General features: G+C 61.7%; 28 protein-coding genes and 1 pseudogene. 15 read left to right on the top strand and 14 right to left on the bottom strand.

The genetic code is table 11. From position 1 onward, the window contains the following. Nucleotides 1-10 precede the first annotated feature (10 nt). The 4 genes from metG to IVA75_RS20885 form a co-directional block, all read right to left on the bottom strand. Nucleotides 11-1,996, bottom strand: a complete 1,986-nt coding sequence (gene metG / locus IVA75_RS20900) for a methionine--tRNA ligase (RefSeq protein ID WP_247286050.1) — start codon at nucleotides 1,994-1,996, stop codon at nucleotides 11-13. A gap of 109 nt (nucleotides 1,997-2,105) precedes the next feature. Beyond that, a complete protein-coding gene (locus tag IVA75_RS20895; protein WP_247286049.1) occupies nucleotides 2,106-3,152 on the bottom strand; it encodes a DNA polymerase III subunit delta' in 1,047 nt (348 codons plus the stop codon). Beyond that, nucleotides 3,149-3,835 (bottom strand): dTMP kinase, encoded by a 687-nt coding sequence (gene tmk / locus IVA75_RS20890; RefSeq protein WP_027566949.1) that lies wholly within the window; start codon nucleotides 3,833-3,835, stop codon nucleotides 3,149-3,151. The genes IVA75_RS20895 and tmk overlap by 4 nt, the downstream gene beginning before the upstream one ends. A 2-nt stretch (nucleotides 3,836-3,837) precedes the next feature. Further along, nucleotides 3,838-5,100, bottom strand: coding sequence for a D-alanyl-D-alanine carboxypeptidase family protein (locus tag IVA75_RS20885; RefSeq protein ID WP_247286048.1), 1,263 nt, complete (start codon nucleotides 5,098-5,100; stop codon nucleotides 3,838-3,840). Between the two features lie 151 nt (nucleotides 5,101-5,251). Here IVA75_RS20885 and IVA75_RS20880 point away from each other — a divergent pair, with 151 nt between their 5' ends. Further along, entirely contained in the window at nucleotides 5,252-6,208 is a 957-nt protein-coding gene (locus IVA75_RS20880; protein ID WP_247286047.1) for an alpha/beta hydrolase, read from the top strand. On the opposite strand, the gene IVA75_RS20875 is transcribed toward IVA75_RS20880, so the two are convergent. The 3 genes from IVA75_RS20875 to IVA75_RS20865 all read right to left on the bottom strand — a co-directional run bounded on the left by IVA75_RS20875 (nucleotide 6,202) and on the right by IVA75_RS20865 (nucleotide 8,474). Next, nucleotides 6,202-7,137 (bottom strand): septal ring lytic transglycosylase RlpA family protein, encoded by a 936-nt coding sequence (locus IVA75_RS20875; RefSeq protein WP_247286046.1) that lies wholly within the window; start codon nucleotides 7,135-7,137, stop codon nucleotides 6,202-6,204. The genes IVA75_RS20880 and IVA75_RS20875 overlap by 7 nt on opposite strands. A gap of 672 nt (nucleotides 7,138-7,809) precedes the next feature. Then, nucleotides 7,810-8,115 carry a hypothetical protein gene (locus IVA75_RS20870; RefSeq protein ID WP_247286044.1) on the bottom strand — a complete coding sequence of 102 codons (306 nt, stop codon included), beginning with the start codon at nucleotides 8,113-8,115 and terminating at the stop codon, nucleotides 7,810-7,812. Between the two features lie 41 nt (nucleotides 8,116-8,156). After that, the gene (locus tag IVA75_RS20865; RefSeq protein ID WP_247286042.1) at nucleotides 8,157-8,474 is read right to left on the bottom strand and encodes a DUF1476 domain-containing protein; all 318 of its coding nucleotides are present in this window, start codon (nucleotides 8,472-8,474) and stop codon (nucleotides 8,157-8,159) included. 249 nt (nucleotides 8,475-8,723) lie between these two features. Between IVA75_RS20865 and IVA75_RS20860 the strand changes: the two genes are divergently transcribed. Continuing rightward, nucleotides 8,724-8,948 (top strand): hypothetical protein, encoded by a 225-nt coding sequence (locus tag IVA75_RS20860; protein WP_027566955.1) that lies wholly within the window; start codon nucleotides 8,724-8,726, stop codon nucleotides 8,946-8,948. Nucleotides 8,949-8,997: 49 nt separating this feature from the next. On the opposite strand, the gene IVA75_RS20855 is transcribed toward IVA75_RS20860, so the two are convergent. The 4 genes from IVA75_RS20855 to IVA75_RS20840 form a co-directional block, all read right to left on the bottom strand. After that, the gene (locus tag IVA75_RS20855) at nucleotides 8,998-9,189 is read right to left on the bottom strand and encodes a hypothetical protein (RefSeq protein WP_007591059.1); all 192 of its coding nucleotides are present in this window, start codon (nucleotides 9,187-9,189) and stop codon (nucleotides 8,998-9,000) included. 120 nt (nucleotides 9,190-9,309) lie between these two features. Continuing rightward, the gene (locus tag IVA75_RS20850; RefSeq protein ID WP_247286040.1) at nucleotides 9,310-10,014 is read right to left on the bottom strand and encodes an endonuclease/exonuclease/phosphatase family protein; all 705 of its coding nucleotides are present in this window, start codon (nucleotides 10,012-10,014) and stop codon (nucleotides 9,310-9,312) included. Then, nucleotides 10,014-12,233 carry a VTT domain-containing protein gene (locus IVA75_RS20845; RefSeq protein WP_247286038.1) on the bottom strand — a complete coding sequence of 740 codons (2,220 nt, stop codon included), beginning with the start codon at nucleotides 12,231-12,233 and terminating at the stop codon, nucleotides 10,014-10,016. Before IVA75_RS20845 ends, IVA75_RS20850 begins: the two co-directional genes overlap by 1 nt. A gap of 8 nt (nucleotides 12,234-12,241) precedes the next feature. Further along, nucleotides 12,242-12,538, bottom strand: coding sequence for a hypothetical protein (locus IVA75_RS20840; protein WP_247286036.1), 297 nt, complete (start codon nucleotides 12,536-12,538; stop codon nucleotides 12,242-12,244). 306 nt (nucleotides 12,539-12,844) lie between these two features. Here IVA75_RS20840 and IVA75_RS20835 point away from each other — a divergent pair, with 306 nt between their 5' ends. Continuing rightward, on the top strand, nucleotides 12,845-13,051 hold the full coding sequence (locus tag IVA75_RS20835) for a hypothetical protein (protein ID WP_247286742.1): 207 nt from the start codon (nucleotides 12,845-12,847) through the stop codon (nucleotides 13,049-13,051). 41 nt (nucleotides 13,052-13,092) lie between these two features. Here IVA75_RS20835 and IVA75_RS20830 read toward each other — a convergent pair whose 3' ends face one another. Next, nucleotides 13,093-13,836, bottom strand: coding sequence for a DUF2786 domain-containing protein (locus tag IVA75_RS20830; protein WP_247286035.1), 744 nt, complete (start codon nucleotides 13,834-13,836; stop codon nucleotides 13,093-13,095). Between the two features lie 520 nt (nucleotides 13,837-14,356). Between IVA75_RS20830 and IVA75_RS20825 the strand changes: the two genes are divergently transcribed. Continuing rightward, complete coding sequence (locus IVA75_RS20825) at nucleotides 14,357-14,536, top strand: hypothetical protein (protein WP_027566961.1); 180 nt, start codon at nucleotides 14,357-14,359, stop codon at nucleotides 14,534-14,536. Nucleotides 14,537-15,598: 1,062 nt separating this feature from the next. Here the strand turns inward: IVA75_RS20825 and IVA75_RS20820 are convergent. Continuing rightward, nucleotides 15,599-16,015, bottom strand: coding sequence for a hypothetical protein (locus tag IVA75_RS20820; RefSeq protein WP_247286034.1), 417 nt, complete (start codon nucleotides 16,013-16,015; stop codon nucleotides 15,599-15,601). A gap of 358 nt (nucleotides 16,016-16,373) precedes the next feature. On the opposite strand from IVA75_RS20820, the gene IVA75_RS20815 reads away from it, so the two are divergent. The 6 genes from IVA75_RS20815 to IVA75_RS20790 all read left to right on the top strand — a co-directional run bounded on the left by IVA75_RS20815 (nucleotide 16,374) and on the right by IVA75_RS20790 (nucleotide 20,293). Further along, the gene (locus IVA75_RS20815; RefSeq protein WP_247286033.1) at nucleotides 16,374-17,654 is read left to right on the top strand and encodes a site-specific integrase; all 1,281 of its coding nucleotides are present in this window, start codon (nucleotides 16,374-16,376) and stop codon (nucleotides 17,652-17,654) included. Then, nucleotides 17,644-18,405 (top strand): hypothetical protein, encoded by a 762-nt coding sequence (locus IVA75_RS20810; RefSeq protein ID WP_247286032.1) that lies wholly within the window; start codon nucleotides 17,644-17,646, stop codon nucleotides 18,403-18,405. Before IVA75_RS20815 ends, IVA75_RS20810 begins: the two co-directional genes overlap by 11 nt. A gap of 112 nt (nucleotides 18,406-18,517) precedes the next feature. Beyond that, nucleotides 18,518-18,757 carry an AlpA family transcriptional regulator gene (locus IVA75_RS20805; protein WP_247286031.1) on the top strand — a complete coding sequence of 80 codons (240 nt, stop codon included), beginning with the start codon at nucleotides 18,518-18,520 and terminating at the stop codon, nucleotides 18,755-18,757. Then, entirely contained in the window at nucleotides 18,754-18,942 is a 189-nt protein-coding gene (locus IVA75_RS20800; RefSeq protein WP_247286030.1) for a hypothetical protein, read from the top strand. Before IVA75_RS20805 ends, IVA75_RS20800 begins: the two co-directional genes overlap by 4 nt. After that, complete coding sequence (locus tag IVA75_RS20795) at nucleotides 18,939-19,742, top strand: DUF1376 domain-containing protein (RefSeq protein ID WP_247286029.1); 804 nt, start codon at nucleotides 18,939-18,941, stop codon at nucleotides 19,740-19,742. Before IVA75_RS20800 ends, IVA75_RS20795 begins: the two co-directional genes overlap by 4 nt. Further along, entirely contained in the window at nucleotides 19,739-20,293 is a 555-nt protein-coding gene (locus IVA75_RS20790; protein ID WP_247286027.1) for a hypothetical protein, read from the top strand. Before IVA75_RS20795 ends, IVA75_RS20790 begins: the two co-directional genes overlap by 4 nt. 14 nt (nucleotides 20,294-20,307) lie before the next feature. Here IVA75_RS20790 and IVA75_RS20785 read toward each other — a convergent pair whose 3' ends face one another. Beyond that, the gene (locus IVA75_RS20785) at nucleotides 20,308-20,655 is read right to left on the bottom strand and encodes a hypothetical protein (RefSeq protein ID WP_247286025.1); all 348 of its coding nucleotides are present in this window, start codon (nucleotides 20,653-20,655) and stop codon (nucleotides 20,308-20,310) included. 856 nt (nucleotides 20,656-21,511) lie between these two features. On the opposite strand from IVA75_RS20785, the pseudogene IVA75_RS20780 reads away from it, so the two are divergent. From IVA75_RS20780 to IVA75_RS20760, 5 genes and pseudogenes are all read left to right on the top strand, one after another. Next, a pseudogene (locus IVA75_RS20780) lies at nucleotides 21,512-21,890 on the top strand (transposase); the annotation flags it as partial. 144 nt (nucleotides 21,891-22,034) lie between these two features. Next, complete coding sequence (locus tag IVA75_RS20775) at nucleotides 22,035-23,720, top strand: transposase family protein (protein WP_247286023.1); 1,686 nt, start codon at nucleotides 22,035-22,037, stop codon at nucleotides 23,718-23,720. 193 nt (nucleotides 23,721-23,913) lie between these two features. After that, nucleotides 23,914-24,273: a DUF6680 family protein gene (locus IVA75_RS20770; protein WP_247286021.1), complete on the top strand. Its 360-nt coding sequence runs from the start codon at nucleotides 23,914-23,916 to the stop codon at nucleotides 24,271-24,273. Nucleotide 24,274: 1 nt separating this feature from the next. Next, entirely contained in the window at nucleotides 24,275-24,547 is a 273-nt protein-coding gene (locus IVA75_RS20765; RefSeq protein ID WP_247286019.1) for a DUF6680 family protein, read from the top strand. Continuing rightward, a complete protein-coding gene (locus IVA75_RS20760; RefSeq protein ID WP_247286017.1) occupies nucleotides 24,544-24,798 on the top strand; it encodes a hypothetical protein in 255 nt (84 codons plus the stop codon). Before IVA75_RS20765 ends, IVA75_RS20760 begins: the two co-directional genes overlap by 4 nt. Nucleotides 24,799-25,532: the final 734 nt, after the last annotated feature.

Here is a 25,532-nt window from a genome sequence, read left to right as displayed (position 1 = left end):
GCGAACGCCTTTAGGCTGCCGGCTCGATGTAGCGCGGGAAGGCCGGCGTCGGCGCGGGCAGCGTCGTACCGGGCGCGATGCGCGTTGCACCGCCGAGCGCGGCGAAGTTGCGCTCCCCTTCGGGGATCCCGAGGCTGTTCAGCAGCAATCCCGAGGCCGTCGGCATCGCCGGCTGGGTCAGGATCGCGATCTGGCGCACGACTTCGGCGGTGACGTAGAGCACCGTCTTCTGCCTGACAGGATCGGTCTTGGCGAGCGCCCACGGCGCTTCGCCCGCGAAATAGCGGTTGGCTTCCGCGACCACGGCCCATACGGCGTTGAGCCAGTGATGGATTTGCTGCGTCGCCATCGCTTCGCGGGACGCCGCGAGCATGCCGTCAGCCTGTGACAGGATCGCTTTGTCGTTGTCGCTGAATTCGCCGGGCTCCGGGAGCACGCCGCCGAGCTGCTTTGCGATCATCGACAGCGAGCGCTGCGCGAGGTTGCCGAGATCGTTGGCGAGATCGGCATTGATGCGCGCGACGATGGCCTCGTGATTGTAGTTGCCGTCCTGGCCGAACGGCACCTCACGCAGAAAAAAATAGCGCATCTGGTCGACGCCGTACTGTTCGGCGAGGTTGAAGGGATCGACCACGTTGCCGACCGACTTCGACATCTTCTCGCCCCTGCTGAACAGGAAGCCATGGGCATAGACCCGCTTCGGTAGTGGGATCCCGGCCGACAGCAGGAACGCCGGCCAGTACACGGCATGGAAGCGGATGATGTCCTTGCCGATGATGTGCACGTCGGCAGGCCAATAGCGCCAGTTCTTGTTGCTCTCGTCGGGGAAGCCGACGCCGGTGATGTAATTGGTGAGCGCGTCGACCCAGACATACATCACGTGCTCTTCGTCACCGGGCACCTTGACGCCCCAATCGAACGTCGTGCGCGAGATCGAGAGATCGCGCAGGCCGCCCCGTACGAAGCTCACCACCTCGTTCTTGCGGGAGTCGGGACCGATGAAATTGGGCTGCGTGTCATAGAGCTTGAGCAGCTTGTCCTGATAGGCCGACAGGCGGAAGAAGTAGCTCTTCTCCTCGACCCATTCGACCGGCGTTCCCTGCGGCCCGAGCCGCACCCCGTCGTCGTTCAGGCGCGTCTCGTCCTCGGCGTAATAGGCTTCGTCACGCACGGAGTACCAGCCGGCATAAATGTCGGCATAGATGTCCCCGTTCGCTTCCATGCGCCGCCATATCTCTTGGCTGGAGCGATGATGCTGCTCCTCCGTGGTGCGGATGAAACGGTCGAACGACACGTTGAGGCGCTCGTCCATCTGCTTGAAACGGCCGGCATTGCGGGCCGCGAGCTCCGAGACGGACATTTTTTCGCTGGCCGCGGTCTGAACCATCTTCTGGCCGTGCTCGTCGGTGCCGGTCAGGAGGAACACATCCTTGCCGTCGAGTCGGGCGAACCGCGCCAACGTATCGGTCGCGACTGCCTCATAGGCGTGGCCGATATGCGGGCTGCCATTGGGATAGGCGATCGCAGTCGTGATGTAGAAGACGTTGTCGCGCGCCGGGACGGCTACGGGCGTGGTGGCCTGCGGCGCTGTGATGGACTTCGCCGCGCGAGGGGCCTTGGGCTTGGCAATTTTCGGCGGCGTGGCGACAGGAGCTGGTGTGGTGGTCACGGCAGGCGCAGCCACCCTCGCCGTCTTGGCTATCTTCTTCGCCGGAGCCTTGTTTTTCGCCGAAGCCTTGGCTGGCTTTTTGGTCGCTGTCTTCACCGTCTTCTTGGCAACGACCTGCTTCTTCGCTGCCTTCTTTGCCGTCTTCGCGGCGCTCTTCTTCCCGGCTTTTTTGGCAGCCGTCTTTTTGGTCTTCGTGGCTTTCTTGACCTTCTTGGCAGCTTTGCGCGCGAGCGCCTTCACGGCCTTCTTCGCGGATTTCTTGACGGCCTTCGTGGCGGCCTTCTTGCTGCTCTTGCCCTTAGCGGTTTTCTTAGCTCGCGCTGCCACGACGAATTCCTTTACCGGCTTCTCGAAATTTGGAAACGAACCTGCGTTAGTTTATTGTCTTGAGCATGATCCCATCGGAAAACCGCTGCACAGTTTTCCGGATCATGCTCTAGCGCGTTGCGTCCGCCAGCCAGCCGAACACCGAGAAAACCAAGGGCTTTCGCTCCAGATTGTAGGTTTCGGTGTCGCGCGCGGCGCGGACGATCTTTTCCCATACCTCAGCTAGGCGCGCAAGGCGCGGCAGGTTCTGGTTGGCATTGGCCTCGTCGGCGTGCAGGCGTTCCGCGATCCAGCGATCGATGCCGTCGATGAAGGCGGCAAGCGCAACGCGGTCGCTGGTGCCGAGCGATTCGCCGAGCGTGTGCAATTCGCGCGGATCGACCTGCGGCAGTCGCGCCAACAGCGCGGCCGTGCGCTGCTGGAGCTTCAGGGCGTCACCGCCGAGCAGCGTCAGCGCCCGCGCGACGCTGCCCTCGGACGCCTCCGCCGCCTCGCGCAACGCCGGATCATTCGGGTCGAGATCGGCCGCGGTGGCGGCTGCTCCAATCACGTCGTCAGTTGCGAGCGCGCGCAGGCGCAGCTTGCGGCAGCGCGACTGAATTGTGGCGAGCACGCGCGCCGGCGCGTGGCTCACCAGTAGGAACAGCGATTGCTGCGGCGGCTCCTCGAGAATTTTCAGCAGCGCGTTGGCGGCATTTGGATTGAGCTCGTCGACGGTATCGACGATGCAGACGCGCCAGCCTTCGGCCGCCGCGGTCGAGCCGAAGAAACCGATCGTCTCGCGCGTCTCGTCCACGGTGATTACCGTGCGCATCACGCCGCGATCGTTGGCGGTGCGCTCCAGCGTCAACAGGCCCCCATGCGAGCTCGCCGCAACCTGCCGCGCCACGGCGTCATCAGGATTGATGGCGAGATCTTCGGCGCGCTGCACCGAAAGCGCCAGCGGCTGGCCGTGAGCGAGCACGAAGCGAGCCATCCGATAGGCCAGCGTCGCCTTGCCGATGCCTTGCGGCCCGCCAATCAGCCAGGCATGCGGGATGCGCCCGCTGCGATAGGCGGCGAGCAGCGCGGTCTCGGCCTCGCGATGGCCGAACAGAACGCTCGTCTCGCGCGGATGAGAAATGGCGGTTTCGCGCTCGGTCTGACGCGGGCTCATATGGACACCACCGATGCCGGCGTCGGAAGCAGGCGATCACGCAACGCGGTCCAGATGCGTCCGGCAACCGTATCAGGGTCGGAATTGGCGTCGATCAGCACGCAGCGCGCAGGATCGTCCGCTGCGATCTTGCGATAGGCCTCGCGCAGACCCTGATGGAAACCGAGCTTCTCGGCCTCGAACCTGTCCGGCGTGCCGCTGCCGCGGCGTGCGGCCGCGCGCTGCAAGCCGATCTCGACCGGCAGATCGAGGATGATGGTGAGGTCCGGCTTGAGATCTCCGATCGTGACCCGCTCCATCGCGTTGATTAGCGCCGCCGGTACCCGGCCGAGGCTGCCCTGATAGGCCCGCGTCGAGTCGGCGAAGCGGTCGCACAGCACCCAGGTGCCCTGGTTGAGCGCGGGCTGGATCACGGTGCGGACATGGTCGTCGCGCGCGGCCGCGAACAGCAACGTCTCGGCCTCGGGTCCGAGCAGCTTGCCCATGCCTGACAGCACCAGATGGCGCATGATCTCGGCGCCCGGCGAGCCGCCCGGCTCGCGCGTGACGAGGATGCGCATCCTGGCTGCCTTGAGACGATCGGCGAGCTTCTTGATCTGGGTCGACTTGCCAGTGCCCTCGCCGCCTTCAAAGGTGACGAAACGCCCGCGTCCGGACGGCCACTTTACCGCGCTTTCACTCATGATCAGAGCTTCTCGGCGCCCGCACGGAACATGCCGATCACGAGCTCGCTGGCGCCGTCGATCGCGCGGCGCACGGTCGAGCCAGTGCCGATCGCGTCTGCGGCATAGACCGGCGTCTCCACCGCGATGTTGCCGCTGCGCCAGACCCTGACCAGCCCGACCTTCTGCCCGGCCTCGACCGGCGCGCGCACCGGGCCGCTATAGACGACGCGCGCGATCAGCTTGTCGCTGCCGTTCTTGTGCACCATCACTTTCACGGGCGTCTTGGCGACCAGTTTCACCGAACGGCTCTCGCCGCCGAACACCTTGGCGTAGCCGACGGGCTGATCGGCCGCGATCAGGGCGCGGGTCTCGAAATTGCGAAAACCCCATTCCAGCATCTTCTTGGCTTCGGTGGCGCGATCTTCGGGGTCTTCCAGCCCGTTGACGACGACGATCAGCCGCGTGCCGTTCTGCACGGCCGAGCCGACCATGCCGTAGCCCCCTTCCTTGGTGTAGCCGGTCTTCAGACCGTCGGCGCCTTCCATGGAATTGAGCAATGGATTGCGGTTGGGCTGGCGGATCTTGTTCCAGGTGTATTCCTTCTCGCCGAACAGTTTATAGAATTCGGGGAAATCGAGAATGATGTGCCGGGCGAGGATGCCGAGCTCGCGCACCGTCATCTTGTTGGCGGGGTCGGGCAAGCCGTTGGAATTGCCGAAGGTCGACTTCGTCAGGCCAAGCTCGCGGGCGCGCTTGGTCATGAAGTCGGCGGCGAAAATCCGCTCGTTGCCCGCCATGGCTTCGGCGAGCGCAATGCAGGCGTCGTTGCCGCTCTGGATGATCGCCCCGTGCAGGAGATCGTCGACGGTGACCTTGCTGTTGATCGCGGCGAACATGGTCGAGCCGCCGGAGGGCGCGCCGCCCCGGCGCCAGGCGTTCTCACTGATCCGGTATTCGTCGGTCAGCTTGATGTCGCCCTTCTTGATGGCGTTGAAGACGACCTCCGCGGTCATCAGCTTCATCATGCTGGAGGGCGCGCGCAGTTCGTCGGCGTTCTTCTCGAACAGCACGCTGCCGCTGGACGCCTCGATCAGGATCGCGGTCGGGGCGTCGCCGTCGAAGCCGGCATCATCTGTTTTCTTGGCGCCCTGAACGCTCTGGTTGGCGGCGTAGAGCGCCCCGCCCCAGCCGATGGCCGCCACCACAGCCGTCGCGATCAGCCCGCGCGCCAGCGCTCCGGCGATGAACCGGGTGCGCCCCAACGAGGAAAGATGAAATTCCATGGCCAAGCCCTGAGAGCGGCGTTCTAACAGTTGGAGCGGGTGCGAACAACACGGGGTGGCGGCTTGTCCCGAGATTGCACGATTCTCGTCCCGCCCCTATCGTGGCACCTCAGATTTTCTGACCAAACCCCTGAAACAAGGCGGAAAAGCGATGTCATCCACCCGCGTAATCAAGGCCAATGGCATCGACCTGTTCATCCGCGAAGCCGGTCAGGGGCCGCTGGTGGTGCTATGCCACGGCTGGCCGGAACTCTCCTACTCCTGGCGCCACCAGATCCTGGCGCTGGCGCAGGCCGGCTTTCGCGTCGTCGCCCCTGACATGCGCGGCTACGGCCAAAGCTCAGCGCCGCCCGACGCGGCGGCCTATTCGATCTTCGACACGGTCGGCGATATCGTCGGCCTCGTGCAGGCACTTGGCGAGACCAAGGCGATGGCGGTCGGCCACGATTGGGGTGCTCCGGTGGCCTGGCACGCGGCGCTGTTCCGGCCCGACATCTTCACGGCGGTCGCTGGCCTGAGCGTGCCGCCGCCGTTCCGCGGCCGCGGCAAGCCGCTCGAACTCCTGCGCCAGGGCGGCATCAGCAATTTCTATTGGCAGTATTTCCAGGCGCCCGGCATTGCCGAGGCCGAGTTCGAGCACGACGTCGCGCGCACCATGCGCATCGTGCTCGGCGGGCGGGGCCTTGCCGATCCCTCCGCGGCAATGTTCGTGCAGGAGGGCAAGGGCTTCCTCGGCCACGGCAATCCGGAGGAGCCTCTGCCGGCTTGGCTCAGCGAGACTGACCTTGCCTATTTCACCGAATCCTTCCGCAAGTCCGGCTTCCGCGGCGGGCTGAACTGGTATCGCAACCTCGACCGCAATTGGGAGCTGACGGCGCCCTGGCAGGATGCGCAGATCCACCAGCCCTCGCTCTTCATTGCCGGTTCGAAAGACGCCGTTATCACCGGCCTGATCGGAGCCAAGCGCGTCAACGAGCTCGAGCGCGTGCTGCCCAATCTGACGCGAAAGCTGATCATCGACGGCGCCGGCCATTGGGTCCAGCAGGAGCGGCCCGAGGAGGTGAATGCGGCGCTGGTGAAGTTCTTGAAGGAAAGCGCGGCTCAGTAGAGGCCGCGGCCGCTCAGGATGCCGCGGGCCTCAGCAGCCCCGTCCGAGGCGTAGGCGCCGGACGGCGCGCTCTCGGTCGCATAGCGTCCGTCACCATCATAGGACACGGCGCGGGCGTTCTGGAGCGCCCGGCCCCGGTTACGGCTCGAGGCCGACATTTCCGAGGTCGCACTGAGTGAAGCCATGTCGGCGGAGGTGTTGCCGAGATTGTAGGGCCGTCCCTCCGGCGTCGGAACTTCGCCGCGCATGGCACCGCGGTTCGACGACGGCAGCTCCGGCACGAAGGGTCTCGCGGAGGCGACCCGGACCATCGAAGGTGACGGCGCCGGGGTCCCGGTGCGCAAGGTCGCCATCAGCTGGCGGTCGTCGGAGCCTTCCAGCGGCGCCCGCCCGACATATTCGACACGGACCTTGGCGATGCCATTGCCTTTGAATTCAAGCAGTTCGGCGGCCTTGTTCGAGACGTCGATGAGCCGGTTGCCGTGATAGGGCCCGCGGTCATTGACGCGGACGATCAGCGACTTGCCGTTCGAGACGTTGGTGACCCGCGCATAGGACGGCATCGGCAGGGTTGGATGCGCCGCGGTCAGCGAGCCCATGTCGAACACTTCGCCATTGGCGGTCAGGCGGCCGTGGAAATCGTCGCCGTACCAGGACGCCATGCCTTCGGCGCGGTAGTTGACGTCCTCTTCGGGCACATAGGTCCGGCCACCCACCACATAGGGCTTGCCGACGCGGTAGGCGCCGCCGCCCTTCGGGACCGGATCGCCCAAAGCCACCACCCGGGGGCTCGAGGACACGCCGTATTTCGGATCGACGCGGCTGGCGAATTTGTTGGAGGAGGCGCAATTGGCGAGCGCAAGGCAGGTCGCGGCCGCCGCAGCAGCGCGCGCGACCCGCAAAACCGAATCTGACCGACGGATCCCCATTCGCCCCAAATACCATTTCGCCGGAGGCGTACCTAACCCGCTTTGGCTACGGGGCAGCGCTATCCGGTCCTTTGCTCCGAGGCGGCCCACCACCGCGTCGGAAGTGGTAACGATAACGCAACCCGAACACGGCGGAAATGGGGAGCCCACAGCGTTCACGCCGGGATGGTAAACGGGGCGTATGCGTTCGCCCCGTTGAACTACGGGGCGCGGGCGCCCTGCTCTGTGCCGTGGCCGGACATTCTGTTGCGCCAAATCCTCACTCCACCCCCATTGTCGCGCCGCTCACTGGAATTCTTTTGACTGTGCAAGGCCGCCCGCGTTTTCTCGCGTGCAGGGCGGAATGGAATAAGACGATGATCGAGACGGTTTCGGCACTGATGGGTTTGGTAAGCGCGGGGATTTTCCTGGCCCATGCGTTTGAAGGTTACCGCACGAGGGCCTGAGGCACTCGCGCGGGCGGCAAGCATCACCCTTTCAAGACGGCGCGTTCGGACATTTTTAAGCGATCCGATCGAGCATCGAAGACGAGAGCGGCAGGTGTCCCATGCGCAACCATGACCTCGTATCCGATGGCTTCCTGGCATTGACCGCCGGTGGTTTGGTCCTGCTGTGCTCCAGCCTCGTGGCCTTGGCCTTCGCCTGAGCACCGGCACTTCCCGAAAAATACGCTTACCGCAGTCCAAGCAGCGAACGCCGATAGAGGCTGTCACGGGCTTCGCTCAGGCAGACGAAGCTGCCGTCAAATCCCTGGGCGTACCGCTTCTGGCCTTTGCCGTAGTAGACGCCTTTGCTGAAATCGAGCCAGACGACCCGGTCGTGCGGGCAATGACGCTGCGCCTGCGCCTCGTAGCGAAATGGCGTCAGCGGCGTGGCCGATACTTCAGCGCCGCTGCAGCCGACCAGGATCGCAGCAGCGAGCGCGACCGCGCCGGGCGATGTGCCGAAGCTGCTCCAAAACACTCCTCCGCAAGACACCACCCGCCTCCCGATCCTGGCCGTCGAGGGCCGGCTTGCTTTCACTTGTCCGCTTCGAGTTGCTGCAAGGCCTGGTGCATGCATTCCTGAAGCTTGGCTGCGACCTGGTCGCACGCGACGCCTTTGGCGGCGAGATCGCCTGCCACCTTGTCGAGGATCTCGCCCATCGACTGGTTCTCCAGATGGTCCGTCACCAAGGCCGTCGCGTAGCTGGCCACGGCATCGCCGCTGAGGCCGAGTTGGGTTGCGGCCCAGAGCCCGAGCAGCTTGTTGGACCGGGCCGTGGCCTTGAACATGAGCTCCTCGTCGTGGATGAATTTGGCCTCGAAGCCCTGCTCGCGCTTGTCGAACGTGGTCATGGTCAGCTCCAATGTCGTTTTCGCTGATCGGGATCGGACTGGCTGGAAGTGAACGTCTCCGTGGTTCACGTCAGGGTCATCTGAAGCTTCCGGCGGAAGCCAAGCGCCGTCAAGCCCGCACGGCTGCGCCCACCGGGCGTCTGCAGGGCACCGACCAGCTCTACGCCAGCCAGCTCAGCTAGGGAGGATGTTTACTATTTGTTAAGCAGACTCAGCGCCGCATGGCCCGGGGACATCGAGAGCTGACGCATGAACAAAGAACTGCGGGAGTTTCGACGGCTTGAACGGGTCTGCCTGGAGCAGGCAGCCCTCTCCACCATGGACCTCGCGCGAGGCGGGTTGCTCAAGGTCGCTGATGATTGTCGCGTCGCAGCCGAAGCGATCGAGGCACAATCGCCTCGCAGACCTTTCGCAAGTGCCGTCCAGGCGCTGAAGCAGGCGTTGAGCGTGACGCGCGTCCCGCACCGGCACTGAGGCCAGCGCTCTCGGGCAAGGACATCTTTGACGGGGCGACCGCGTGCGGTCAGCCCTTCGCCTCCGTCTGTTCACGTGCCAACCGTTCGGCCCTCAGCCGCTCCTTGTTGGCATAGAACGCCTTCTGCGCCGCTTCGTGATCGCGCATGGCTTTCTCGGCTTCGATACGGCGTGTCGCATCGCGCGCCTGCCGCTGTTCGGGAGTCAAAGGCTTGCGCCGGTAGGAAATGTCTTCCGTCATGGCCAGATAACGCGGGGGTGAGGAAAGAGTTCCTCATGGTCACGCTGAGCGGCACCGACTTCACAATGTGCGAAAACAACCCCATGCACAGTAGCCAAGTCCTTCTGTAGACAGCAGTTTTTATCGCGCTGACGGTGCGTTTGAGCCGATGGAGATCTCGATGTCTGCGATGACAGGCAAATGGTCCGAATAGGCCCTCGCCCCTTCGTCGGTCCAGACTTTCCCGATCCGGCTGTCGGACGTTGCATAGATCCGGTCAAGCCGCAGCAGGGGCAAATGCGACGGGAAAGTTCGCAGCCGCGTCCGGTTCGGGCAGACCTGCGCGAGCACGCGCCGCACCGATTTGATCCAGAACCAGTCGTTGAAATCCCCGAGCACGACGGTTCTTCCAGGTTTCACCAGGCTCACCAGCGCCTGAGCCTGCGCATGGCGCTCGTGGATGCTCAAGCCGAGATGCGTGGCCACCACGCGGACATCGCCAACCGGCGTCAGCAGTCCCGCGGCGATCGCTCGGCGCGGCTCGCGCTCACGATACGACACGTCGACGATCTCGGGCGGGCCGGAGAATGGGAAGCGGCTCAGGAGCGTCTGGCCATATTCGCCATCCGCCGTGACGATCGACTTGGCATGAACACGGTGATCGCCAACGACACTCGCCAGCTTCGCAAACGGATCGTCCGATCGGGATCGCGAATCCACCTCCTGAAGCGCGACGACATCGGGAGCCCATTTGCGAATGATGGAACAGATCCCCTCCAGATCGAACTTCGGATTGAGATTGAAGGTGCCGTGCACATTCCAAGTCATGAAGCGCATCGGCGCCATCAACGCCTCCCGGCGAGCCACGTCGCGACGAATTGCGCGCCTGCGCAGATCCCGAGCCAGCCCAGGAACGCCAGTGCGAGCAGCAATATGTTGACCCAGGACGCATTCCTGGCGAGATCAGCGATCTGAGCACCCAAAACTGCCATCGCGAGAATGCCGGGCGTCATGCCGAGCAGCGTTCCGATCAGGAAGTCACGCAGAGGCAGCGTGCTCGCGCCAGCCACGACATTCACCACCGAGAACGGTGCGACCGGAATCATCCGGATGACGACGACAGCCAGAATGCCCTTGCCGACGACACGTTCCTGGATGCGCGCGGTACGTCGCCCCAGCAAACGCTGCAGGCGTTCGCGCCCCAGTGCCCGTCCGATCGCAAACAGGACAAAGGCGCTGAGCGAGACGCCGGTCATGGCGGTGACGAAGCCCAGCCACGGCCCCAGTGCGGCAGCAGTTGCCGCAATGAGCACGAGAACCGGAAACACGACCAACCCGCCGACCACGAAAGCTGCAATCGCGAACGGCGGCCCCCAGACGGACTGCGAATAGGCAGACAGAAGCGTCGACATCCGGCCCGCGTCGGCGAAATCGCTCAAGGACGTGTACGACCAGGCCATCGCCAGTCCAAGAAGCGCCACGGCTATCGAGACCATCCCGATGATCGTCTTCGTGCTCCACATGCGCGATGCCGCGCGCTCCAGATGTAGAGGCCGCTCGGGGTCCGCCACGGGCTGAACCATCGTGGCGAGAGCGCTGGTCAGCACCGAGGATTCCACGTCCCGCAACGCCTTCGTCCCACCGGCTCCCGAAACCTCGTCCAGCAGCGCAAAAAGACGATCGTCGTTTTCCGCGACGGCCTGTTCATCGAGACCGCAGAAATGGGCGATCAGGCGACGGCGGACCGAGGCGATGAAGTCCCGGTGCTCGCTTGAGGCGGCTTCAAAGATCAGGTCACATTCGCTGTCGGCGCCCATCGATCGATTGTTCAAATTGGCCGAACCGATCCTCAAGATCCGATCGTCGACGATCATGAGCTTGCTGTGCACCATCACGGCCGCTTCCGTATCCCCGTTCCCTGACACCGGGTAGACGAAGCGGATGCGATCGGCGACGCCGGCCGAATCGAAGCAGTCGATGAAGGCGCCCCGGCCGTTCTGCATGGCCTGGGATTCCAGCCACGAGGAATGCAGTTTTGGCGTGACGACCAGAACCCGAAGCGAAGGCACGCGCAGCATGTGCTCTGTCAATTCGCGCGCGATCTTGGTGGCACTGGTGAACTGGTTCTCGATGTACACGAAGCTCGTCGCGGACCGGATCGCTGCGATTAACGAGCGTTCGACCTCCCTGACCGTCGAACCCGCCGGAAAGACCACCTCGGTCCTGGCGACGCCCACCGGCATATGCTCAGCCTCGACCGGCACATTCGCCGGCCAGCGCAAGCTTTTCAGCGGGCGCCGATCGTCAATCTGTTGGCCCGCCGCGCGCCAGCGTTGCTCCACGAGATCGAACAGCCACGCCGCCGCATCCCCGTCGACCATGCATTGAACGTCATGAAACGGCAGGTATGGCTTGCCTTGGGGATCACAGCGCGGTGCGTGATCGGCGCGATGCTCACTCGTGTCCCAGCGCCTGATCGTCAGATCGAGCCCGCCAACGAACGCCAGCGAACCGTCGGCACAGACGATTTTCTGGTGTTGGGCCGACCCAAATGGAAGCGTGGAATCCAGGTGAAACCGGACGCGGCCATCTGTGTCGGCGGTGAATTTCGCCGCGGAATTCCATTCCCTTTCGGAGGCGTAGAACGAGACGAAGTCCCAGACCAGAATGTTGATCCGCAAGGTGGGACGGCGCTGGACCAGCGCGCGCAGCAATGGGCCGAGCTGTTCCGGCAAGCCGTCATGCGCTCGCCCGGATTCTCCGACCAGCCTGGTTTCGCTATGGATATCCCACCCGACGATATAGACGAGATCCTGCGCCTGCAGCAGTGCCTCCCGCAGCGCCGCGAAATAAGCGGCAGCATCGTTCAGAACCGCCACACGCTGCGCCTCGCACCGCCGCCAGACGGTGTCGCCGGGGATCAGGGTCGATGAGCTCTGAAGCAGGTCAACCTCGCCATTCGCATTCGCGTCTAAACGCACCGAACGCGCGAGGGGTTCCTTGTCGTCATGGCCACGATTCGCGTGCGGCCTGCCCGCATGCTGAGCCACGGCGCTGACCCGCACGATTGCCGCTACTTGGTTCGGACCGCCTTTGCACCTGCGCCCTTCAAAGCGTCCGCGATCTTCTCGGGCGCATCGCCGTGAAAATCCACGGAAACCTCGATCCGGCCTTCCAGTTTCTGATGCCCCTCCGGCGCGGGCGCGGCCTTGGCGTCAGGACCGGCCGGGCGTGTCCCCGACGTGTTCGCGCCACCGACTGCCTGGACGAAGACGTCCGTTCGCGGCACGCCGCATTCCTGCACGACATGCTCAACCGCAAGCTCGGCGCCGCGGCGCGTGTCGAATTCTCCGATGATCGTACTTTCCAAGGGCGCCCTCCGTGGCTGGACCAGCGTGCGAACAACTGGTCAGCGAGGGCCAGGTTCCTGAACGCGCGGGCGTTTAGAACCGAACGATCCCAAACATGAACAGCAGCGCGAGAGTGATCAACCCGGAGACCAGCAGCGAGCCGAGACATCCCAGCCGGTTCGAGAAAAAGAAGAACATGCCTCGCCCGTCCCATAGCTTCGTGCTTGGCTAAGTTCTCCCATTCGACAGCGTTCCTGGAGACGTTTTTGAACGCGCGAACAAGAACTATCCAAGAACCAATCATCGAGCGGAACGTTATGTCCGCGATGTCAGACGCTTTTGATTATTTCCGGGCGCATGCGGTCCGAGCCCTTTGCAAGGCCCGGGCGATGCCGCGCGGACGCATGAAACATCTGCAAACCGTCGTGGCCCGGATCTACCACCTGCTGACCAAGGAGGCCGCGTACGGGCCGAATCTGCAGCATATGGACGACTTCCGCGCAGCCCAGAAGCTCGAGAAGTCGCTCGACTGAACTGCAATGACGGCGACGCTGCACGCCCTCCCCCGACGCGTTCAGCGTCCTTTGGGAGTGGTCCCCGACTGCGACTTGCCAAGCCCGGGATTGATGGCGAGCGACGCGCCGGCGGCGCCTCCGGCTTCATAGGCCGTCATCGACACCATCCGGCTGGCGCTACGCTGGGTCCGCATCTTCAGGTCGAGCTTGTCGAACTCCGCATCAACCACCGACGTCTTGAGAACCACCAGCCCGCGGCCGGTACTTTCGTTGACCTGATCGCGACCGGCCTTGATCGCGACCAGCTTGTCCGCGATCGACGCCACCATCCCGAGCGCGAAGGAGGCATTGGCCAGATGCCGCTCCTGGTGCCGGAACCTGCCGTAGTCGACCGAGGTCTTGAAGCGGCCAAGGTCAGCGCGCACGGCACCGTCGATCAATTCGGCCAGATAATGCGCGACCTCGACATCCGCGCCGAGACCGAAGAACACATAGCGGTTGTCGCCGGCCGCGTTCTTCTCGCGCCAGACCCGACAATCGCAGAAATGAGCGATCGCGCCGACGCAGTCGTCCAGCGGAATGCGCTTCTTGCGAAAAGTCTCGTAGACCCTCCGCTCGCACGACGACGCGCGCAGTTCGACGTCGGAGAGCGACAGATCATGTCGATCCAGCAGCTCGGCGACCTTGGCGGCCGCAGACAGTGCCTCGTCCTCGGTGCAGCCATTGGCGATCGTCTTGGAACGCAACGCCTGAATGCGGAGCTTCAGCTTGTCGAGGGAGGCCGGAGTGGAGGTCTGATGCACCGATCACCTGTCCGGGTAAACCCGACGGATAGAACCGGTCGGATAGACCGGCGGGAGGGGCCTTTTGTCAACTGTATTGATCTTCGACTTTTTTTTCGAACGGACCTCACTCCTTCTACGTGCGGTGCACGACTCGCCGCACTGACTATAAAATGCAGAGACGAGGATTCACTACAATCGACGTTCTCGCTCTATTTCCACCGCAGCTGACAAATCATTGTCGGGAGCAGACCGCCACAAGCCCAACGAGGTTGCGTTGGCGCCTTGGCGTTGGCGGCTGCGTCTTGTTCACAGTATCGCGAGCTTGCAGTCAGCCGGCTTTGATCCCTGCGCTTGCTGAGTAGTCGGCAGCAGACTGGTGGATTGAAAGACACACTGATCAAGGCCGTCGATCGGTTTTGTGCCGCGACACATTCCTGAAGGGACTGGACCATGTTAAGGTTTAGCGGTCAGGTTAACCCCAGCGAACGTTTTGCTGAGAGCGTCGAATTCGATATGACCTCGAAAGAGGAATATTCGAATGTCCAATAGAACCGCATTTCAAACTGCAGATGCAGACGAGCCCCACAACTTTTTTGATCTCGTCATTCCCCTCACCTTCAGCGCTGTAGCCCTCCTGGCCACAGCTGTTTCGCTGGAGGCGATTGGGTTCATCGCTTGGCAGCCAGCCACCTTTTTGGTTGCCTATATCTTTGGCTGACGCGCGATTGGCTGGCATGAGCGAATTCGAAGGCCTATCTGACCAGTTCATTCTGCGGATGCACGAGTTCATTCGCCAAGAGGTGCAAGCAGATAGGCTAGCGGCACGCGTTTTATCGGATTGCCAGCGAGGCTGCGCGCGGAAGCTCTTGCAGGGGAAATCAAGCGACGCGGCTTGTTCTGCACGGCAATTGAATGGCCTCAGCATCTTGAGCCTGGAGCGGACAAATACGCACCGACCATTGGACACCGGAAGACGATCTAAAACTCATCGTGCTCACGGCGCGACGCGTCCCGGCTGACCGGATTGCTCGCCTGCCAGACCGCAGATCGCAAATATCGATCCGCGATCGATTGCAACTCCCGCGAACCTGCATCGTGAACAAGAGAATGCCAAAGCTCCCGCGTCGCGGCCTCGGTCTAACCAGTCCCCGGCCCCTCCCACCCGGGGCCGCCTCTCCATGAGCCTACCGCCTGGTTGGCGCCTCGCGCAGCTAACTCCCGGTCCAGATCTTTCAGTCGCCCGAGCACGTTCTCGACGATCTCCATGCAATCGGAATGTCCCAACGATTGCACGCCGCGCGCTGCTAGCTCGCGCTCCAGCATGGCGGCTATAATAATTTGAATGCTCACGAACTCTCCGCCGACTTCGCCCCAGAGACGGTACGGCTCAACTTAGAAATGGGTTTCGCTAAAGCGAAAGGCCGCAGGGTGGTTCCAGCCCCCACTGCGGCCATCCCGGTCAAATTACAAACTGGTACTTAAATCTCGCCGGTGTTCTCACAGTAGAACACCGTGTTCCGAAAAAGGATTCCGTAAGACTACCGGAATCCCAAGCGGCCCGGATAGTCACTCGGATGTAGAAATGGCACCGCTTCCTTACCAGCCCCCATGCTCCCGGCTGCCGATCAATTGCGGATCAGAGCGCCGGGAGCGACGCTAGGACTTCCCAGATTCCGGGGGTCGCTATCGCCACAGCCGGCGAGTGATGTTGAACAACGCCGCAAGCGGGACGCCCGCCAAGACACCCAGCATGCCGTACGACGTGACCAGCAGCGCAGCGCTAAGCGGCCCCGCACTTGTCGCAAATCCATAGGCTTGCGCCTAAGCCTCCCAGCGTTCCGGCAAAGACGACCATGTTGCGGTCGTTGCGCGCCTCGACGTTATAGATCGGGGGCCTTTTGCGGTGAAGAATGGGAGAACCGAACGGCACCTTCGAGCCGCAATTTGGGCAGGCCGACGCACTCGGTGAAACCGGGTGGTCGCAGTCGTGGCAATCGATCAGCTTTTTGGTCCGTCCCATGCCGCAAATCGTAGCGGCGGGCGGCCAGTCCACAAGTTCGGCAGCTACTCCCAGCACACCGTCGCATGACCACAGCAGGGCCGCTCTGATCCCCGCATTCCCCGCGTTTGACTGGCGTTGAAAACCTGCGCGCCGTGCGGGAAAGTTGACCAGCTCGGGACCTTTCTCGCCGACCATGGAGAGTCCACCCGGCGCCGAACGGGTGCCGCTTGCGAACATGGGAATGGAGAGGCCGTCCGTTCCGGCGCCGAGCGGCACCAGACCACGTGGGCACGCTGCCGGACCCCGCGCTGCCACCAAGCCCAACCAACGAACCCGGCCGATTTAGATCAAGCGCCTCTTCGACAGAGAAAGACGGATTAGGACGCCATCGGACTAGAAGATGGCGGAAGGGGTGTCCGCTGCTTTGCCTCTAGCACATTCCGAGATTGTCCAAAGACCTCACAATTTGTAGGATTTTCGCTTCAAACCATCTGGACAATTCCGAGCACATCCGGCCAAATCCAACGCTCATTTGTGGGTTGGATTGTGGGTAATGGCAGCCGCAAAAGGTCTGACGGCGATTGCAGTCGCCAGGATGAAGAAGGCCGGCCGGTACGCCGATGGCGGCGGCCTGTATCTCCAGGTCGCCCCTGGAGGCACGAAATCTTGGCTCTTTCGCTATATGCTCGCCGGTCGCGCCCGAGAAATGGGGCTTGGCTCGATTGATCTGGTTAGCCTCGCCGAGGCACGAGATGCAGCCCGGGACGGCCGCAAGGCTCTGTTGACCGGGGCAGACCCGATTGAGTTACGTCGCGCAGCAAAGCTTCAAGCGCGCGCAGCAAGGGCCAAGCTGGCCACCTTTCAGGACTGTGCCGAAAAGTACATCAATGCCCACCAAGCCGGCTGGAAATCGGCAAAGCACGCCGGCCAGTGGAGGTCAACCCTCGAGACTTACGCCTACCCTACCATCGGTCATCTCGCTGTTGACGCGGTCGATACGGCGTTGGTGCTCAAGATCTTGGAGCAAACCGAGAGACACCAACCGGGTACCCCTACTTTTTGGGCCACTAAGACCGAGACAGCCAGCCGCGTGCGCGGCCGGATCGAAAGCGTGCTCGATTGGGCAAAGGCCCGGGGGATGCGCGGCGACGGAGAAAACCCGGCTCGTTGGCGCGGCCACCTCGACCAATTGTTGCCAGCGAAGTCGTCGGTGACTCCCGTCGAGCACCATAAGGCCATGCCATACGCCGACGTGCCAGCTTTCATGAGCCGCCTGCGGGCAAAAAACAGTACGAGCGCGCGAGCGTTGGAATTCACCATCCTCTGCGCGGTGCGCACCAGCGACACCATTGAGGGCACACTGGCTGAGCTCGACCTCGAAGAAAAATACTGGACGATTCCGAAAGGGAGAATGAAAGGAAAAAAAGGGGCTCGCAAACACGACCACGTCGTTCCGCTTTGCGATCGTGCCTGCCAACTGGCGCAGGCAGCTAGTGCAGCGGGCGACTTCATCTTTCCTTCTGAGGACAGAGGACCGCTCTCGAACATGGCGATGCTCGAACTGCTGCAGGGGATGTCTGGTTGCGAAGATCTGACTGTCCACGGCTTCCGCAGCACCTTCAAGGATTGGTGCGCTGAAACCACGAGCTTTCCGAATGAACTCTCCGAAATGGCATTGGCGCACACGGTGGCCGACAAGGTGGAACGCGCCTATCGACGCGGCGATATGCGAATAAAGCGTCGGCGCTTAATGGAAGATTGGGCGCGGTTCTGCGGAACGACGCCACAGCCCAGAGGCCGCTCCCATTCCATGGGCGCGCAAAATGGTCGCTAAATATCGACCCGATCCGGTCCTTGGCCCGCGCTACGCCAATAGTATTTTACGCACAAATGCGGAATTCGCGCATCTCGAGCCTATAGAGCGTTTGAGTATAATTCGTCGATTGATCGAATTCTGTGAAGCGGCTCGCACGTATTCTTGGAGCGAGGCAAATAAAACAAGGGCCGCCGATAAGGAGGCGTTAAGCAAATCCAAAACAGCTGCAAGCTCCGCTCGACAGCTTTCCACCATCTTGAAACGGCATCCTCAGCAATTCGGCTTTACCGTCAGTGCGGCTAGTCTCAAGAGCGAAGTATTCCTTCGCAGTAGGGACGACGTACAGCCGATCGGCTATGTGTTAGCAACGAATGGAACGGACGCATTGCGGCTCGCCGATTTGCTTGACGAGATGGAAAAGGCACTTCGAGCAGGCGAGGTATTGGCAAAGGCAGGTCCAATGATGCACCGGACTAGGCACGGCCCGTTGAACTTCGCCAAGCCGATCGAGAATCAATCCAAACTCCCAGATTCCGAAACCTGCCTCGCAGTCTACCTCGTAGCAAAACTGCGACACTACGATTTGACAGGCAATTGGCGCATGGGTGCGGGCTCGCGGATACCGCGCGACGGCCGCTCGCGGTGGAACCTTGTTGAGCAGTGGGTGCAGGATGCACTCAACGACGCGTCCGGTATTAAGTCCGCGGAGGCGAAGGCGGCAAAATTGCTTGCTCGTCATCCCGATCTCGAGATCTGGGATTACGGATAGCAGGACTTTGCTCCTCGAACTCTATCGAGCAAAGTCTATGGTCTTCTGATGTCCCTGCTTTCATCTTCTGGACACTCCGAAACGTTCCGGAGTTTTCCAGCGAGGTGAACAGATGAGCAGTAGATTTTTGCGACTAAAAGCGGTCTCTGAAACAGCCGCCCTGCCTCCGTCGTCCATCTACGAAAAAATGATGAAAGGCGAATTTCCGAAGCCCGTGCCTCTCGGCAGGAAAGCTGTCGCGTGGCTAGAGAGCGAAATTGAGGAGTGGAAGGCTGCCCGCGTTGCAGAGCGTGATGGTGCTCAGGTAGCCGCGAAGATGTCAAAGCGTGTTGCGGGGGTCTCGTCGAGATGATCCATCAGCAGCACATCGTGGAGCGGGATGATGGCTTCTTTGAAATCGGTCTGGCAGATCCGGCCGGGCCCTTCGAAAGCCGCCTATTTGCTGAGGCGGCCGCGATTGCTATCGCACAGCAACGCGCTCGCCATGAGCATAAGGGTGTAGAGGCCCTAATTGCCAAGGGGAGTTTAATTTCATGACTGCCCTCCCCTTCATGCCGTTTTGGGTCGGCGACTTTTTGTCGAGCACGATCCACCTCACTATAGAGCAGCGCGGCGCCTTCGTCGTGCTGCTGAGCTGCATGTGGCAAGCGGGCGGCGATCTACCCAACGACCCAGTTAAACTCGCTAGGATTTGCGCGATCTCGCCCAAACGTTGGGAGCAAATTTCACCCGAGGTTATCGCATTTTTCGATCAAGATGGAGATCGGTTGACGCAAAAACGGCTCGCTGCCCAGTATGAGAAACAGCTCGAGATCGTAGAGAAGCGCCGCACAGCTGGAGCAAAGGGGGGAGCCGCTAAGTCATTGAAATATCGAGATCAAGGAGCGGCAAAAGCTAGACCAAATGCCGTGACAAACGCACACCACTCAGACTCACAACCAGAATCAGAGCCAAAGCCAAGAATAAATAGAAAGAAGGGAGAGATTAGCAGCACGCTGCTCCAATTGTTGCCCCCGACAGTGGGAGGAGGCTTCAATGCAGTGGTCGAGCGATATCCCCGACGCGACTCCGAGGTCGGGGCCAAGAAGGTCTACGACGCCATAATCCGGAAGAAGATCGCGACCGAGCTTCAGATCCTCGAAGGTGTTGATCGGATGCAGCGCGCATGGGCGGGGGCAAGCGATCTCAGGTTCTGTCCACGGCTTGTGAATTGGCTCCGTGATCAGCGCTGGAATGACCGATTCGTTCAGGGGCCGAAGTCAATCGGTTCGGCCGCCCAGGTTGAGGAGACACGCCAGTCCGTTGATACATTCCAAAATTGGGCAGCAAACTCATGAGTGCCGAGATTACCCACCTCAACCAAGCTGCGCTGCCGGCGCCGTCCGACCTCGAGCGCATCGAACTACGGGTTAACGGCATCAGAGGTCTTACTGCGCGCATTTACACCGAGAACACTCTGCCGGCGCTGCATAGGCTGGCCGGTGACGTGGATCGAGCGCTCGAGAATGCGGCCGAGATCTCGGCTCAACTTGATGCCATCCAGCGGCCGGCGACAAAAAAGGAATTGGCGAATTATCTCAGTGCGCTGCGCATAGCATTCCCGACGGCAAAGGCAGCCGGCGATGGCTTCAGCCGCGTACTGATCGAGCGAGTCGCCGCGCATACGCCGTCGTTCGGGCAACTCGATTGGGCTACCCGCCGCTTGATAGATACATCGCAGTTCTTGCCCTCTGTGGCCGAGGTGCTGCGCGCGCTGGCATCTGCTCGGCAGAGCATTGAGGAGGCACGGCTCTTCGTAGATCCGCGGGGATTGGCGCGGCTTCGCCGCCAGGTCGCGGATCGTATCTTGGAGGAGACACCTACCCCACCCCCGGCCTTGGCTCCCTAGGCTCCTACGGTCGCCTATCGCTCGGGGTCGCATTCGCGGAGAATTTTTTTAGTGTGAATTTGAATTCGATTGAGGAAATCAAACGTGACGAAGAGAAAAGTGGCGAAAACACCGAATAAACCAGTGGTAAGGCGCGGCGGAGCACGACCTGGTGCCGGGCGCAAGAAATCATAGAAATCAAACAATCCGGAGAAAATAGCCGTTCGGGAGAGGAAGCCGGTGCGGCCGGCTCGATCGGCGACGGGTCTCCGCAGCAGGTGCAGTTGGCTCGGAGGTTCGCTGAGCTCGCAATTCATGTCGCTGAGCGCTGGCGCTGCGTGACTGCAGCGATCGCTCGCTGCGTCTACGATGGCAACCTTCAAGTCGAAGCCTGGTGAGATCACGTGCCCCGTGGCTCGGCGGCTGCAAGCCGGGCGACCGGAGCCAAGCATCGACCTCAGCAATCAGGGTGGATGGCATCCGAATGACCACCTGTAGTCGGCTTCCTTCCCGACCCTAACCTCCATCAAAAAAGGAGTTTCAAGATCACCAAGCTGACACCGTGCATAGCCCGCCCCCCCCCAAACGCGTCTTTCGATCCGCTGAGCGGGCTGGCCAATCGAACAGCAAGAGCTTGTAACGTCACTCCAGCGCCTCGCCAGACTCAGGAGAGAGGCATCCGCAGAGATCACACGGCTTATCGCCTTCCTAGACGCGTCAGCCCCTACGTGATGACCGAGCTCGACGACGACATTTCAGAGGACGTGGAGGACGACAACCCGACCGAGGACGACGACCCGGCGGGAAACGACCTTGACGACGAGCCCTCCCCTGCAACCAGAGCCAGACCGATGGGCCGCAGGTGGCCGGCGCGATCTCGAGCAGGACACCCGGAATCCGACATTGCCGACCAAGACGGGTTGCTGGAGCAGACTTGTTCGCAGGACTTTCCCATACGGTGATGGCATGAGATTGATCCGAGCCCTATGGCGCTCCAGCGTCTCAGGATGCCGCTATCTGATAAAGCCCGCCTGAGCTTTGCCAAGCTTATGCAGTGTCTCGGCCTCGATTCGCCACGTAAGCCGCGCTGAATTGGTCGGGGCCATCGGCAAACCCTGTCTGTACTGTGACGAGCCGGCCGTGCCGAAGCGTGATCACGTTGTCCCCCGGATTTCATGGTAGCACGCTGGAGGACCCTAACGAGGCGCTCCGCTGCAATGGACAAAGGCTGTTCACCGCTCCGCGAGAACTATCGCCCGCCTGATGGCCAATGGCCGCGATACACTATCAAGGTCAGAGACCGTCACCATTGCGGCGATCGAGCAAGGCGTTCCTCTTCTGGTGGAAGCTCGAGAGATCATAGCCGCTGCGAGCGATGATCCGCAAGGAGGCTCACATGGAGCTTGAACCATGGTTGGAACGGGCACGCGCAAGCCTCGTCATGTCTTTCGCCAACGGCGTCAACAAGGACAAGGCCGCCGTCAGCGCAGCGATCACAACGTCCTGGTCCAACGGACAGACCGAGGGCCAGATCACCAAGCTTAAACTGGTGAAGCGCCAAATGTACGGACGCGCCAAGCTCGACTTGCTGCAGGCTCGACTAATCGGTGCCACATGACCAGTGCTGCACCAAAATTGCGTCAGAGCCAATTTTGGACGCCGATCCCCCGGCTTAGGGGGCGCATTGCCTCACCCAGAATGTTACTGGACAACTTCTCGCCGATGAATGCAGCGGCGCCACCAAATTGGTTCGGTGGCCTCCATGGCGGGAAAGATCAGCATGGGCGCGAGGCGCGAGGTGGTGTCGGCGGTGATGGAACGTTACCGATCGGCCAAACGAGCGGAGAAGGGGCGGATCCTTGACGAGCTGTGCGCGACGACGGGCTGGCATCGCAAGCATGCGGTGCGCGCACTCCGGCGACGCGCAACGGTTGGGCCCGGCGCAGTTGAGGCACCGCGAGAGCGCAAGCGTAGATATGGTGCGACGATCAAGGACGCGATGACGGCGCTGTGGGAGGCGTCGGATCGGGTGTGCGGCAAGCGGCTCAAGGTGATGATCCCGACCTTGCTGCCTGCCCTCGAGCAACATGGCCGATTGCGACTTGGCCAGGCGGATCGTGACTGTGTTCTCTCGATCAGCCCCGCAACCATCGACCGCCTGCTCGTGGACGTGAAGGTCGCGGCGAGCGGTGGCAGGCGACGCCGTGCCGGATTTTATTCGGCAATCCGGCGCGAGGTCCCGATCCGCACGTTCAATGACTGGAACAGCCCGCCGCCTGGCTTCTGCGAGGTCGACATGGTCGCCCATGGCGGAACGTCGGTGGCTGGCTCGTTCATCCAGACTTTGACGATGGTCGATGTCGCCACGGGCTGGACGGAGTGTCTGCCGTTGGTGACGCGGGAAGGTTCGCTGGTCGTCGAGGCGATCAACCGCGCACAGAGCCTGTTCCCCTGGCTGTTGCGCGGCGTCGACTTCGACAACGACAGCGCCTTCATGAACGATGTCGTAGTGCCATGGTGTCGCGAACAGAAGCTCGAAGTCACACGCTCGCGCGCCTACAAGAAGAACGATCAGGCGTTCGTCGAGCAGAAGAATGGTGCCGTCGTCCGCCGCCTCATGGGTTATGGCCGCTTCGATGGCGTCGAGACGGCGCGCGTGATGGGTCGCCTCTATGCGGCGGCAAGGCTCTACGTCAACTTCTTCCGGCCGTCATTCAAGCTGAAGGAGAAGCGCCGCGAAGGGGCTAAAGTGATCAAGCGCTATCATCTCCCATCAACACCCTATGAGCGTGCATTGGCGCATCCCAAGGTCACCGCAGCCGTAAAGAAGCGGCTGCGCGATCAGTATCGCTCGCTCGATCCGGTCGGGCTGTTGGCCGAGATTCGCGCGACCCAGGACGAACTCGGCAATCGCGTCGATCGTCGTGCCGGACAAGTGCGCGGCCTGCAAGCCGCCAGCACGAGCACCGCGCCAGCCACCACAGCCACCTTTGCGAAGACGCTCGGCAAGACGACGACCTCCGGCGAGCCACGTGCCACACACCGGCGCACCCGTCGGCCCTATAAAACCAGGGTTCGCATGCCGTCCAAGCTCGATCCGCATATTGCTGTGATCGAGGGTTGGCTCGCCGAGCAGCCGCAGCTAACTGCGCTCACCATTGTCTGCCGGCTGAGCGAGAAATACCCCGAGGATTTCGGGCCGACGCAGCATTCTATTGTGCAGCGTCTGCTGAGGGTGCTTCGACGGAAGACTGTTAAGCAGTTGCTCGCGAAGGAGCCGCTTGCGGACGTCACGACCGCAGCCCCATTGCCCGGGGTTGTGGACGGCTCGGGCTATGTAGGGCCCGACCCGCCCACAGCCCCTCTCATCGAGCAAGCCGGGAAAGCTACCTGGCGCGACCCATCAGGCGACCTCGGATCGTCATCGGCCACGGCGCCGCCAGGGTAACATCTGCAAGTGAGGCAATACGGGGGGTTAATATTGCAGGCCGAATGATCTCGGCAAACTACGAATTGTGCTTCGCGGCATAGTTCAAGCAATACCGCATCTGCGCCGGTGGAGAAAGCTATCCGGTGCGCTACGGCTTGCGCTCGCGTGTCGGTTGCGGTTGGATGGCCATGGGCGTGGGGAGAAACGTTTTATGGCCATCGAATGGTGGGTCGTGCTCGCGACATTGCTGGGACCGGTAGTCGCTGTCCAGACTCAAAAATGGATCGAACGAGCTAGTGAGCGCGGACGAAGGAGACAGTGGATTTTTACCGCGTTGATGGCCAACAGGGCCACCCGGCTAAGTGACGAGTATGTGCGGGCTCTAAATCTTATCGACTTGGAATTTTCGCCTAAGCGATTTGGAGGCGCCGCAGACAGAAGGGTCATCAATGCTTGGCGCGCTCTGTTCGGCGAACTCGGTGATGGCCCTCCGGACGATAATCAGGACCTGAACCTTGCCCGTGCATGGAACGAAACGAGTTACCGAAAGACTCGTGGGCTTGCTTTCTGAAATGTCCACAGCACTGGAATACACATTTTCTGCGGAAGAACTCAGGCGGGGAATTTACTACCCCAAAGGTCGCGTGGATTTAGAGCAGTCTCAGATGGCCATAATGCACGGGCTGAGCAAGATCGTTCAGGGTACCGCTTCGTTGCCCATGAAGATCACCGAAATACCCGCCTCTCCCGAAGCGGCCCAACTCCAGGCCACTCTTAATGAGAAGATGATTGGCGCTTCCCATGAAGACGGATCGTTGAAAGTTCGAGTCCACAACACCCAATGAAGATCGCCATTCTATCTGCCGCAGATGTCGCCGGTTTGTATACCGCGACACTCATGGAGCGAGGCCACGAGATCACCGTCGGCCCTTTCGGCCACGCTCCTACAGCTGTGACCGGCATGATCGAGGATGGCATTGAGGGCGTCCTCATCTTGGCGGATGACGATGAGAACCTGGAGGAGATTGCTGCGCGGTTCACTAGGGCAACAGGCCGCCCTGTATGGCGCAATCTAACCGAGATCCCGCGTTGGTAGAAAATTTCGCAGAGGCGTTCAAGGGCGTGATGCCTGAGCCCTCGGCAACAGAGGTTATCAGGCGATGGAGTACGTGAAGTTCGCGTTCAAAATACTTGTGATCTGCTTATTAGTGATGATCGTGGGTGGCTATTTCTATCTGGTATATTCGGGAGAGCTGCCGCGACCTGACTTGAAAGAACTCACGGAGCAACTCTCGCCTTCACTCACCGCTGGCGGATCAACGGTTGGAATTTTGGCGATCGGCTTGTGCTTCCTCCTGACCGCCATCGCTCCGTTCATCTACGCGGCCCGGTCCGGAGACGTATTCAGGTGCCTCTGCCTTCGGCTTCACGCTGCGGTCGGCTCGTCGTATTTCTCAGCCGCCAACCATTTCTCCAACGGCATCCTGCGATGGCCCGGCTTTACACTTGCGGCCCATGCATCAGCGCGAGCAAGGCGTGCCGTGAGCTTGACGAGTGGGGGCACGCGGCACGCGCCACGGGTGTTTGGCAGTCGACCGTCAGAATATGTGCCCCAGTGGGTGACGACGGCTAGTGGTGTGCAAACGGCCACCACTAGCGATGACGCTCCTACTGGTGTGGAGATAACCACCCCCCTGGTGGTCGAATCCACACCACTAGATGGCGCGTTAGTGATAGCCCGGCGGATGCGATCGATTTGCGCCCCCGGTGCGAAGATTGCCACATCGCTGCCTCCCTGAGATCGACCATTCTCGACCCTCGCGAGGGGCG

The organism is Bradyrhizobium sp. 134, from assembly GCF_023074155.1.
Taxonomy (GTDB): Bacteria; Pseudomonadota; Alphaproteobacteria; order Rhizobiales; family Xanthobacteraceae; genus Bradyrhizobium.
This window is presented reverse-complemented; position numbering and strand designations above follow the sequence as displayed.